Annotated in this window: 10 protein-coding genes; 6 read left to right on the forward strand and 4 right to left on the reverse strand. The window is 69.2% G+C overall.

The window, feature by feature from the left end:
* Positions 1 to 92: 92 nt before the first annotated feature.
* The 4 genes from O159_RS02450 (at position 93) to guaA (ending at position 4,294) form a co-directional block, all read left to right on the forward strand.
* Entirely contained in the window at positions 93 to 1,346 is a 1,254-nt protein-coding gene (locus O159_RS02450) for a cation:proton antiporter (RefSeq protein WP_021754183.1), read from the forward strand.
* A gap of 24 nt (positions 1,347 to 1,370) precedes the next feature.
* Positions 1,371 to 2,222: an SURF1 family cytochrome oxidase biogenesis protein gene (locus O159_RS02455; RefSeq protein WP_021754184.1), complete on the forward strand. Its 852-nt coding sequence runs from the start codon at positions 1,371 to 1,373 to the stop codon at positions 2,220 to 2,222.
* A 4-nt stretch (positions 2,223 to 2,226) separates the two neighbouring features.
* Positions 2,227 to 2,670 carry a DUF3817 domain-containing protein gene (locus O159_RS02460; RefSeq protein ID WP_021754185.1) on the forward strand — a complete coding sequence of 148 codons (444 nt, stop codon included), beginning with the start codon at positions 2,227 to 2,229 and terminating at the stop codon, positions 2,668 to 2,670.
* Between the two features lie 70 nt (positions 2,671 to 2,740).
* Positions 2,741 to 4,294 (forward strand): glutamine-hydrolyzing GMP synthase, encoded by a 1,554-nt coding sequence (gene guaA / locus O159_RS02465; RefSeq protein WP_144267728.1) that lies wholly within the window; start codon positions 2,741 to 2,743, stop codon positions 4,292 to 4,294.
* Between the two features lie 82 nt (positions 4,295 to 4,376).
* On the opposite strand, the gene O159_RS02470 is transcribed toward guaA, so the two are convergent.
* Entirely contained in the window at positions 4,377 to 5,183 is an 807-nt protein-coding gene (locus O159_RS02470) for a Bax inhibitor-1/YccA family protein (RefSeq protein ID WP_021754187.1), read from the reverse strand.
* Between the two features lie 27 nt (positions 5,184 to 5,210).
* The gene (locus O159_RS02475) at positions 5,211 to 5,759 is read right to left on the reverse strand and encodes a hypothetical protein (protein WP_021754188.1); all 549 of its coding nucleotides are present in this window, start codon (positions 5,757 to 5,759) and stop codon (positions 5,211 to 5,213) included.
* A gap of 63 nt (positions 5,760 to 5,822) precedes the next feature.
* On the opposite strand from O159_RS02475, the gene O159_RS02480 reads away from it, so the two are divergent.
* Both O159_RS02480 and O159_RS02485 read left to right on the forward strand, forming a co-directional pair.
* Positions 5,823 to 6,890, forward strand: coding sequence for a glycerophosphodiester phosphodiesterase family protein (locus tag O159_RS02480; protein ID WP_021754189.1), 1,068 nt, complete (start codon positions 5,823 to 5,825; stop codon positions 6,888 to 6,890).
* A gap of 58 nt (positions 6,891 to 6,948) precedes the next feature.
* Positions 6,949 to 9,465 (forward strand): ATP-dependent helicase, encoded by a 2,517-nt coding sequence (locus O159_RS02485; RefSeq protein ID WP_043993455.1) that lies wholly within the window; start codon positions 6,949 to 6,951, stop codon positions 9,463 to 9,465.
* A 61-nt stretch (positions 9,466 to 9,526) separates the two neighbouring features.
* Here the strand turns inward: O159_RS02485 and O159_RS02490 are convergent, their stop codons facing one another.
* Together O159_RS02490 and O159_RS02495 are read right to left on the reverse strand one after the other, a co-directional pair.
* Positions 9,527 to 10,564 carry an oxygenase MpaB family protein gene (locus O159_RS02490; protein WP_021754191.1) on the reverse strand — a complete coding sequence of 346 codons (1,038 nt, stop codon included), beginning with the start codon at positions 10,562 to 10,564 and terminating at the stop codon, positions 9,527 to 9,529.
* Between the two features lie 87 nt (positions 10,565 to 10,651).
* On the reverse strand, positions 10,652 to 11,725 hold the full coding sequence (locus tag O159_RS02495) for a hypothetical protein (RefSeq protein ID WP_021754192.1): 1,074 nt from the start codon (positions 11,723 to 11,725) through the stop codon (positions 10,652 to 10,654).
* Between the last annotated feature and the right edge of the window lie 328 nt (positions 11,726 to 12,053).

The raw sequence follows: 12,053 nt of genomic DNA on the forward strand, positions 1-12,053 counted from the left end.
GCCTATGCGCTGGGACGCCTCGGCAAGCTGGTGGGTCTCCCCGCGATCCCCATCTACATGATCGTCGGGCTGCTGGCGAGCCCGCGCACCGGGTGGTTCCCCTCGATTTCGAGAGCCGCTACATCGAGCTCATCGCGGTGTTCGGGCTCATCCTGCTGCTGTTCAATCTGGGGCTGGAGTTCGACCAGGACGAGTTCTTCGGCAATTTCGGCAAGCTCATCATCTCCGGCGGCTCCTACATCCTCATCAATATGGGCGTCGGGCTCGCGTTCGGCTTCTGGGTCAGCTGGGGCACGCGGGAGGCGCTGGTCATCGCTGGGATGACGGCCACCTCCTCGTCGGCGATCGTCACGAAGCTGCTCATCGAGCTGCGCCGTCTGGCCAATCGGGAGACGCCGATGATCCTCGGCGTGACCGTGGTGGAGGACATCTTCATCGCGATCTACCTGGCGATCGTCTCGGTGGTGCTCAGCGGGGAGACGGCGCTCTGGCCGGTGGTCGGGAAGCTGGCGATCGCCTTCACCTTTCTCGTGGTGATGTTCACGCTGGCCCGGTGGGGCGGGAAGGTGTTCTCCCGGCTCTTCCGGACGAAAGACGATGAGCTGTTCACCATCCTGTTCTTCGGGCTCGCCGTGCTCTTCGCGGGCATCGGCGAGATCCTGGGCGTGACCGACGCGATCGGCGCTTTTCTCATCGGCCTCGTGCTCGGCGCGACGAAGCACCGGAACAAGATCGAGCACATCGCCATCCCGCTCCGAGATGTTTTTGCCGCCTTCTTCTTCCTCAACTTCGGGCTCGAACTCGACCCGGCGAAGTTCCCCGAGGTACTCGGACCGGTGCTCATCGCCGTCGCGATGACGATCGCGCTCAACATCCTGGCCGGTCAGGTCGTCGCGTGGATCAATCGGATGGACGCACAGGCCGGCATCAACACCACGGTCATCCTCCAGAACCGCGGAGAGTTCGCGTTCATCCTCGCGACCCTGTCGATCAGTGCGGGGCTCGACGCGCGCATCCAGCCGTTCGCGGGGCTCTATGTGCTCATCATAGCCGTCCTCGGCCCGGTGCTCGCAGCCAACTCCGAGAGGATCGGTGCCGTGGTCCTGCGGACCGGCAAGCCCCGGCGGCGCGGCCGGCGCAAGCCTCGCCATCCGATGCTCGACGAGGAGATCGCGCTTGTCGAGGCGGCGACCGCCGACCTCGACTCCGACAACCGCCGCGAGGAGAACAGCGCCGGAGCGAACGCGGAGGAGACCCGCCGGGCCGTCGACCGGCTCGTCGAGCAGGCCATGCAGCAGCAGGCCGGACCTCAGAACGACACCACCGGCGACCGAAAGCGGGGCTGACCCATCGAAACCACTCCGGCCCGCTTGGCGTCTCCGGGCGGGACCACCCTCCTCAAGACGATGCTGCGCCCTCGCTGGATCGGCGCGCTGGTGTTCGCGCTCGCCCTCGCCGCCGGTTTCGCCGGGCTCGGTCAGTGGCAGCTGGAGCGCGCGATCGAATCGGGCAAAGCGGTCGAGGCGCCGACCGAGACCGTTCTGCCCCTCTCGCGGGTCGCTCAGCCCGGCGGCCCCATTCGGGACGCAGCGGTCGGCCAGCTTGTGGAGGTCACCGGCACGTTCGTCCCGGGCGACGAACAGCTCCTCTCCGGCCGGCTCAACCACGGCGTGAGCGGTTTCTGGGTCGTCAGCCACGCGACCGTCGAGCTGCCCGGCGGCGAGACGGCGGCGCTCGCCGTGGCCCGCGGCTGGGCGAGTGACGAAGCCGCCGCCCGGGCTGCGGCCGGGCGGCTGGCGCAACAGCCCGAGACCCGGCAGTCGATCGTGGGCCGGATCTTGCCCGATGAGCAGCCCGAGGTGCCCGCCGACAGATCGAAGCCGACCGCGATGCGCACGCTCGGTGTCGGCGCGCTCTACAACCTCTGGCACGGCGTGGACGGCAGGGCGGTGTATTCGGCGTATGTGGTCGATCGCACCGCGCCCGCGGGCCTGGCGGCGATCGACTCGCCCCCGCCGATCGCCCAGACCGAGCTCAACTGGCTCAATGTCTTCTACGCGGCCGAGTGGATCATCTTCGCGGGCTTCGCGATCTTCCTCTGGTATCGGCTCGTGAAAGACGCGAAGGAACGCGAGGACGAGCTTCGCGGGCTCGCCGCGGCGCAGGACCCGGATGCGCAGTCCGGTGCCGCGGAGGCTGCTGCCGCGGAGAAAGTAGACTAGGCCCATGCCCCTCGCCCCCAAACCGGAAGACGTCCCGAAGATCCGCGGGGCGCTGCGGCTTTACCAGGTCTTCGCCTACGTCACGGGCATCATGCTGCTTCTGCTCTGCGCGGAGATGATCGTGAAGTACGGCCTCGGTCACCAGCTGTTCGCTTTCAGCAACTACGGCGCGCTCGCCTTCGTCCCGGTCGAGACCGCCGTCGCGCCCACGGGCGTGGACCTGAGCACCGGCATCCTGATCGCGCACGGCTGGCTGTACGTCGTGTACCTCTTCTCCGACTTCCGCCTGTGGAGCCTCATGCGCTGGAACTTCACGAAGTTCGTCATGATCGCCCTCGGCGGCGTGGTGCCGTTCCTCTCGTTCTTCGTGGAGGCGCGCATCAGCAAGCAGGTCAAGACCTATCTGGCCGGCCGTGGGGCCGCGAACCTCGTGGAGGCGACAAATTAGCACCGATCCCGCACTCTCGGACCGTGGGGAGGCTGCCGGCTCCGCGAACCCGAGCGGCCCCCTCCTCGTCATCGACTTCGGTGCGCAGTACGCGCAGCTGATCGCCCGCCGCGTGCGGGAGGCGAACGTCTACTCCGAGATCGTGCCGCACACCGTCACGGCTGCCGAAATCGCCGCCAAACGCCCTGCGGGCATCATCCTCTCCGGCGGGCCGTCCAGCGTCTACGAGGAGGGCGCGCCCCGTCTGGACGAGGGCATCTTCGAACTCGGCGTTCCGGTGCTCGGCATCTGCTACGGCTTTCAGGTCATGGCGGCCGCGCTCGGCGGCGAGGTCGCGAAGACCGGCCATCGCGAGTACGGCTCCACGGCGGTGCGCGTCTCCGCGGACGCCGGGAGCGGAGCGGGCTTTCTGCTGGACGGCCAGCCGGGCGAGCAGACCGCGTGGATGTCGCACGGCGACTCGGTCTCCCGGGCGCCCGAGGGCTTCGACGTCCTCGCTTCCACGGACGACACCCCGGTCGCCGCGTTCGCGAACGACGGGCGGAAGCTCTACGGCGTCCAGTGGCATCCCGAGGTCAAGCACTCGGAGCACGGTCAGGCGGTGCTCGAGAACTTCCTGCACCGTGCCGCGGGCATCCCGGCCGAGTGGAACTCCGGCAATGTCATCTCCGACCAGATCGCCGCGATCCGCGCCCAGGTCGGCTCCGGCCGCGTGCTGTGCGCCCTGTCCGGCGGAGTGGACTCCGCGGTCGCCGCAGCGCTCGTCCACAAGGCCATCGGCGACCAGCTCGTGTGCGTGTTCGTGGATCACGGCCTTCTCCGCCAGGACGAGGCGCGGCAGGTCCAGGAGGACTACGTCTCGGCGACCGGCGTCCGGCTCATCACGGTGGACGCGGAGGAGCAGTTCCTCGCCGCGCTGGAGAGCGTGAGCGACCCCGAGGCCAAGCGCAAGATCATCGGCCGCGAGTTCATCCGCGTTTTCGAGCGGGCTCAGGCCGATCTCATCGCCGAAGCCGCGAGCGAAGGCGACCCGATCCGCTTCCTCGTGCAGGGCACGCTCTATCCGGATGTGGTGGAGTCGGGCGGTGGCGCGGGAGCCGCGAACATCAAGAGCCACCACAATGTGGGCGGCCTGCCGGAGGACCTGCAGTTCGAGCTCGTGGAGCCTCTGCGCACGCTCTTCAAAGACGAGGTCCGCGCCATCGGCCGCGAGCTCGGTCTGCCCGAGGTCATCGTCGGCCGCCAGCCTTTCCCGGGGCCGGGGCTGGGCATCCGCATCGTAGGCGAGGTGACGCGCGAGCGTCTCGACCTGCTGCGCGACGCGGACGCCATCGTTCGCGCAGAGCTGACCGCTGCCGGTCTCGACAGTGAGATCTGGCAGTGCCCCGTCGTGCTGCTGGCGGACGTGCGCTCGGTTGGCGTGCAGGGCGACGGGCGCACCTACGGCCACCCGATCGTGCTGCGCCCCGTCTCCAGCGAGGACGCGATGACCGCCGACTGGACCCGTCTGCCCTCCGATCTGCTCGCGAAGATCTCCAACCGCATCACCAACGAGGTGGACGGGGTCAACCGCGTGGTCCTCGACGTCACCTCGAAGCCGCCGGGAACGATCGAGTGGGAGTGACCTCCCGCTGAGGCGAGACCCTCGCGCACGAAGGCCCGGGATGCTGTGGAAGCATCCCGGGCCTCTTCGTGCGCGGCGGCGTCTAGTTGCGCGAGATCGCGAGGAGTCGCAGGATCTCGAGGTACAGCCAGATGACCGTGACCATGATGCCGAACGCGCCGGACCAGCCGTAGATGCGCGGAGCACGGTTCCGGACGCCGCGCTGGATGAAGTCGAAGTCGAGCACGAGCGAGTAGGCGCCCATGATGACGACGACGACACCGAGGAGGATGCCGAGCGGGATGCCGAAGAGCCTGACATCGGTGCTCAGGTCGAAGGCGCTGTTCGTGACACCGGTCCACATCAGCACGACGTTGATGAGCGAGTAGGCCAGGTACCCGAACATCGCGATCATGAAGACCTTGGTCGCCTTCTTCGATGCGCGGATCTTGCCCGAGGCGAAGAGCGCGAGCGTCACGCCGACCACCGCGATCGTCCCGATGACCGCCTGAATGACGATGCCCGGCAAGTTCGTCTCGAAGATCATCGAGATCGCGCCGACGAAGACGCCCTGCACACCGGCGTAGCTGAGGATGAGTGCGGGCGACGGCTTCTTCTTGAAGATGTTGACCAGCGCGAGCATGAATCCGATCAGAGCCGCCGGCAGCGCCAGAGCGGGAACCAGCCAGCCGACGACCGCCCCCACGACCAGCAGGCCGAACGAGGCCGCCGTCTTGTGAATCGTGTCTTCGACGGTCATGCGGTCGGTGTCGAGGGCCGTCGCGGACGGCGCCTGGTACAGCTGCTCGAGGTTCTCGGCGTTCACCCCTCCGGCGGTCGCTGTCGCCGCGGCCGTGCCGTTGGTGCTGAAAGCCGGGTTGTTCGAGAAGGCCGGATTGGTGAGTGCCATGCATTCCTCGCTTGCTCGGGGGATCGCTCAGGATCCCTGTCCATCAAACTTAGCTTGTTGGTCTCTGTGAGGTCTGGCAGATTGCCATGAATCGGCCACACGTGCGATGAGACGGGCGAGCCAGGTCGCGCCGATGACGGCCAGCGACATCGTCAGAATGACGATCCAGCCTTGTTCGTAGTCGCTCACGACAAGCGGCAGGACGAGACTCGTAGCCACCGGCATCGCGAGGGCCGCGTATGACGGCACAGGCCGTATCCGCACCAGCAGCCACGCTGCGAGCAGAACGGCATAGCACCACGCGAACTGGGACCCTCCGAGCATCAGCCAGCTGAATCCGAGCACGGGGAGCGGGACGGCCGCACGGCGTCCGAGGGTGGTGGGGAGAACGGCCCAGCCGGCGGGCTGGAGGAGGGAGCCTGCCAGGAGGAAAGGCAGACTGTAGGCCGTCGTGGCGAGGATGCAGGCGGAGCCGATCGTGATCAGCGCGATGCCGGCGACGAGCCGCGGGCGGTAGGCTCCCCAGCGCAAGGGGAGCAGAGAAGCGGGTTCGCGCCAGATGCCGGATGCGGGCACGGCACGATTCTGTCACCGGGAGCGCTGCCGGGACAGCCCCTGCCTGCAGTCTAGGATCGCCACATGCCTGCCCACCGGAGCCCCCTCGTCATCGGCCACCGCGGCGCGCCGGGGTATCGGCCGGAGCACACCGCGGCCGCCTACGAACTGGCTTTCGAGCTGGGCACGGACGCGGTCGAACCCGATATCGTCGCGACCCGGGACGGGGTTCTGGTCCTCCGGCACGAGAACGAGCTCTCGGGCACCACGAACGTCGCCGAGCATCCCGAGTTCGCCGCACGCCGGACCACCAAGGAGGTCGACGGCGTCCCGCTCACCGGCTGGTTCGCCGAGGACTTCACCTGGGCGGAGCTCTCGGGGCTGCGCTCGCGTGAGCGCATCCCGTCGCTCCGGCAGGGGAGCGCGACCTTCGACGACCGGTATCCGCTGCTGCGGCTCGCCGACCTGCTCGACCTCATCGACCGCGCCTCCGACGCCGCGGGGCATCAGCTCGGGATGGTCGCCGAGCTCAAGCACGCCACCTACTTTGAGGCTGCCGGGCTCCCGCTGGACGAACTGTTCGCCGCCGAGCTGGCCGCCGCCGGATGGTCGGAGCATCCGGGGCTCATCGTGGAGAGCTTCGAGCGCACGGTGCTGACTCGGCTGTACGAGCGCGGTTTCCGCGGCAAGCGGGTCTACCTGGTCGACTCCGACGGCGCTCCGGCCGATCGCGTCGCGGCGATGGGGACGGACGCGCCCGGCTATTCCAGCGACCTCGCCCCGCGCGGTCTCTACGCGCTGAGCAGCGCCCCTGCCCTGGCCGAGCGGGTCGACGGGATCAGCGTCGGCACCGAGCTCATCCTCCGCGCCGGTTCTGTCTCTCTCGGGCTGTTCGGAGAGGACGAGGGCGGGACCGACATCGGCTCGGTCACCTCCGATCTGGTCGACCTCGCACACTTGGCGGGCCTCTCGGTCTACTGCTGGACACTGCGGCCGGAGAACGGGATGCTCCCCGAACCGTTCCGCGGGCCGGGCCGGTCCGAGGAGTGGGGCGACTGGCGGCGGCTGTACACCGTCCTGTTGCGCTCGGGTGTGGACGGGGTCTTCGCCGATCATCCCGACCTCGCCGTCGCCGTTCGCGACGGACGGTGACCCGGAGCGACGCCTCCCGCCCGGAATGACGGTGGAGGCGGCTAAAATCGTCAGCGATATGACGAGCCTCCCCGATGCCCCTTCCCCCTCCGCCGTTCCGATCGTCCTGGACGGGTGGGAGGGCGACCGCCGGTCCGCCGTCGGCACCGGCGCGGCCGATGCGGACGGGGCTCCGGGCGCAGCCTGGCTGAATGCGAGCCAGCGGCTGTTCGACGGTTTGAACCCCCAGCAGCGCATCGCGGCGGAGTATCGCGGCCAGGCGCTTCTCATCGTCGCGGGAGCGGGGTCCGGCAAGACGAGCGTCCTCACCCGGCGCATCGCCGGCCTGATCGAGAGCCGGGAGGCGTGGCCGAGCGAGATCCTCGCGATCACGTTCACCAACAAAGCGGCGAACGAGATGCGCGAGCGCGTCGAGCAGCTGCTGGGCGGGCGAGCGCAGGGGATGTGGATCTCCACGTTCCACTCGGCGTGCGTGCGCATCCTCCGCCGCGAGGCCGAGACCATCGGCAAGACCCAGAGCTTCACCATCTACGATTCCGGCGACAGTCGCGCGCTGCTGAAACGCATCATCAAGGAGCTGAGCGCCGACGCCCTCGGCGTCACCGTCGCGAGCGCCGGCGGCCGGATCTCCAAGCTCAAGAACGAACTCACCGACCTCGAGACCTTCGCCCGCACCGCCGATCTGAGCGACCCGAAAGAGGTGATGTTCGTCGAGATCTTCCGCCAGTACACACGGGAGCTGCGGCGCGCCAATGCGTTCGATTTCGATGACCTCATCGTCGAGACGGTCTTCCTCTTCCGTGCCTTCCCGAAGGTCGCGGCGCTCTACCAGTCCCGGTTCCGGCACATCCTGGTGGACGAGTACCAGGACACGAATCACGCGCAGTACGCGCTCATCCGTGAGCTGACCATGCCGATCGCCGCCGATATCGCGGACGAACTGGAAGCGAACGGCCGCGCCATCGGCAAGCTGCGGGACGCCGTCGGCGTCGTCCCGAGCGCGTCGCTCACCGTCGTCGGCGACTCCGACCAGTCCATCTACGCCTTCCGCGGTGCGGACATCCGCAACATCGTGGAGTTCGAGCGCGACTTCCCCGGGGCCAGGGTCGTCCTGCTGGAGCAGAACTACCGGTCCACGCAGAACATCCTGAGCGCCGCGAACGCCGTCATCGCCAACAACTTCGACCGCAAGGACAAGAAGCTGTGGACCGCCGTCGGCGACGGCGAGAAGATCGTCGGGTACACGGGATACTCCGGCCACGATGAGGCGCAGTTCGTCGCAGACGAGATCGAGAGGCTGCACTCCGGCGGGATGGACTACAAAGACATCGCCGTCTTCTACCGCACCAACGCCCAGACGCGAGCGCTGGAGGAGATCTTCATCCGTTCGGCCCTGCCCTACAGAGTCATGGGCGGCACGAAGTTCTACGAGCGCGCGGAGATCAAGGATGCGATGGGGTATCTCATCGCCGTCGCCAACCCGGCCGATATGCTCGCTCTGCGCCGCATCCTGAACACCCCGAAGCGCGGCATCGGACCGGCCACCGAGACCCAGCTCGCCAGTTATGCCGACGACAACGGGATCGCGTTCCGCGATGCCATGCGCGACGCCGGTTCGCTCGGGCTCGGTCCCAAGGTGACCGGCGCCATCCTGCAGCTGTCGGCTTTGCTGGACGACGCGACCGCCAAGGCCGACCCAGCGAATCCCGCGGGAGTCGCGCCGGTGCCCGACATTCTGACCTTCCTGCTCGACGGCAGCGGGTACCTCGACGTGCTGCGCAACAGCCGCGACCCGCAGGACGAAGCGCGTGCGGAGAACGTGGAGGAGCTCGTGGCCGTGACGCGCGAGTTCGTGCGCAACAACCCGGACGGGACGCTGGTCGACTTCCTCACCGAGGTCTCCCTCGTGGCCGCAGCCGATGAGATCGACGACTCCAGCGGGTCCGTCTCACTCATGACGCTGCACACCGCCAAGGGCCTCGAATACGATGCCGTGTTCCTCACCGGCATCGAGGAGGATCTGCTTCCCCACCGGATGTCCGCGAACGAGCCGGGCGGCCCGGCGGAGGAGCGGCGCTTGTTCTACGTGGGCATCACCCGCGCGAAGAAGCGTCTGTTCCTGTCGCTGGCGATGACACGCGCGCAGTTCGGCGAGACCGCCGTGGCGATGCCGAGTCGTTACCTGCAAGAGATCCCCTCCGATCTGATCGACTGGCGGCAGTCGCCTGGCGCCGCGAACGGCCGTGGCGGGTCGCAGTCGCGTGCGCTCAACGCGCGCCGTCTGGGGCTCGGCTCCGGGGGCACGGCCGGGCGCTGGAACGAGAGTTTCCCGGTCGGCGGCTCGGGCGTCCCGGAGCGGCCGAAGGCGGAATGGCCGAACCGGGTCACCGGCAAGGTTCGCGACAACGGCGACCTTGTGCTGGCGCCGGGCGACCGCATTCGCCACTCCGACTTCGGCGAGGGCCGCGTGACCACCGTGACCGGCGAGGGAGCGAAGCGCGTCGCGCACGTCCAGTTCGAGAAGGCGGGCGCGAAGAAACTCCTCATCAAGATCGCCCCGATCGAGAAACTGTGAGGTCGTTCGGACGGGTCTCGACGGACGAGGCCGGTGTCCGCGCCGTGTCCGCGGCTCCGGCTTAGCGCTCCGGCCGCAGGGAGCCGCTCGTGCCCAAGCGGCTGGTTCCGGTGCCCGTTCCGGTCTCTGCGTCCGTGTCGGGAGGGCTGCCGCTCGCCGTGTCGCCGGCGTTCCTGTTTCCGTCGCCGCTCATCGCGCCGGTGCTGTCGCCGCTGCCGGTGCTCTCGGCTCTCTCGCCGCTGCCGGCGCTGCCGCTGTGCACCCGGTCCGCTTCCGGGGTGGGCGGGGTACTCGTGTTCGACGCGTTCGCCATCGACTCCCGCAACCGCCGCAGGAAGAGGTCGCGGGGGCGGTGGCGGAGCCGGGTGGGCAGAAGCGGGTAGACCGACGCGATCCACCGCAGCTGTCGCTGGAAGCGGCGCTCCCGGCGCGCGTCCCACGGCAGGCCGAACTGTCGGCGGACATCCGCCGGGAGCAGCCCCGTCGTCAGGAGACGTGTGGCGGGCAGGGCCGGTCGCAACCAGGCCGGGACATCGCTCGGGGAGAGTAACTGGCGTGCGACGGCCCGGGCGCCGTCGGACACTCGGAGACTGCCGAGCGACTCCGCCCAATACGCATCGAAGGCCGCTGAGTCTCGCGGCCACACATCGGGATGTGCCTGTAGCATCCGGTCGCGCGAGCGGATCTGCTGGTAAACCTGCTCCCGCTCCGCCGGGCAGAGCGGGCCGAAAACGCACTCGTGGAGGTCGATCATCGTGTGGTGGAGCGTCGCGGCGACCCAGAGCTGGAGGGAGACGTCGTACGCGCTGTAGGCGGGCTGACCTTCGCTCGCTGGCGCGTGAACCGGAGCATGCGCCTGGTTCACTCGGCGGCGCGCCTCCGCATACTCCTCCGGTGTTCCGAACGCCGCGGCGTACACGAACATCATGGTCCCGTGGAAGCGGTCCATCGCCCGCGTCGCGAAGTCGCTGTGCTCCACGACTCCCCGCCCGACGGCCGGATGAGCGATTTGCAGCAGGAGCGCCCGCCCGCCGCCCGCGAGCGCGAGCGCTTCGGACGCGATCTGTTCTAACGTGGTCTCCCCGACCTTGCTGCGCACCCGCACATCCTCCTCGTTCCGGCTGAGCTTCTGCAGGGAGTTCTGTGCCGCACGGGCGCTGACCGCGTGAGCCGGTCCGGGCGGCGGTCACGAGCGGTTCCGCGCTCGCCGGCGTCGCACGACGCTCGCCACAGCGAGCGCACCGAGGCCGGTCGCCAGCAGTCCGAGCGCGATCCCCGGTTCGGCTGTCGACACCGGGCCGCCCGTCGCCGCCAGGGTGGCGGGGCGGTCGGGCGCCGCGACGGGCGGCGGCGCGTGCGCGAACGTCACCTCGCTCGCGACGCCGAACGCGCTCTGCCACGGGAGTAGCCGTGCCCCGCCCTCGGCGTCGGGCGTCCGTGCGGCGTCGATTCGTTCCGTCCACACGTAGTACCCTGCTGCCGGCAGCTCGCAGTCCGGCGTCTCGTACCCGCCTGTGCCGGTGACGACGGTCTCCACGGTGCAGACGGCAGGAGCGCCCTCGGGGGCGGAGGGCCCCGGCGCGATCGGCTCCGCGAAAGGTCCGTGGAGGGTGCTCTCGACCGTCGCCGTGACGGGAGCGAACCCGTCCTCGGACATCCAGACGCCCCAACTGGGCAGGAGACCCGCTCCGGTGGCGACACCGACGGTCAGGCGGTCCCTGATGGCCGCGCCAGGCGTTGCGGTCGCCGAACTGGTCACGGTGCTGACGACCGGCTGGAACGGCAGCGGTGACGGTCCCACACTCGACGCGCTCGCGGAAGCGGTGGCCGGGACCGCGACGAGGACAGCCTGGGCGTCGTCGCGGGGCACCGCCACCGTCAGCCGGTCGCCATACGGCAGGGCTCCGAGCATCGCGCTCATGCCGACGGCGACGCTCGCGGAGGAACCGGACGGGACGATCGGGATGTCCGTCCCGGTCGGGATGTCGGCGCTCGCTCCGCCATTCAGGAAGGTCGCTTCTCGAGCGCCACACGGGCGGTGTGCGCTCCGGGCGGCAGGGTTTCCGGTCCGCTCAGCCGGTCGACTGTCAGCTCGACCCGCACACGGCCCGGCCTCCGCCAGCTCCACGATCGCATCGGCGCGGACGGCCCTCGAGGCGAGGCTCGCCGACTCCTCTGCCATCGCGTGCGCCCGTGCCAGCACCGCGGCCGCGTCGGCGCCCGCTCCCGTGGCGAGCTGCTCGGCGCTGTGGTCTCCCATCCCGGCGACGAGCCAGGTGGCGATCTGCCCGGCCCCCGCGGTCAGCCGATCGCCGGTTCCCGCCCAGGACCGGGAGATATAGGCGAGCCGGGCCGACTGCTCGGGGGTGAACCAGCCGAGCGGGTGGCCGGTCGGACTGGGCTTCCCGGCGTTGAGGCAGAAGCCCTGTGCGCCGTCGTCGAGCCGGTAGGTGCCGAGCCACCAGCCTGTGGGGGAAAGGTATCCCGGCCCGTGGCCGATCCCGGCGAGCGGCTGGGTCGGCGGTGCCAGGACGACCGCTTGGAGGACGCAGAGGAGCGCTGCGGAGCACAGGGAGGCGAGTGCCGTG

The sequence above is a fragment of the Leifsonia xyli subsp. cynodontis DSM 46306 genome (genome assembly GCF_000470775.1).
Classification (GTDB): domain Bacteria; phylum Actinomycetota; class Actinomycetes; order Actinomycetales; family Microbacteriaceae; genus Leifsonia; species Leifsonia cynodontis.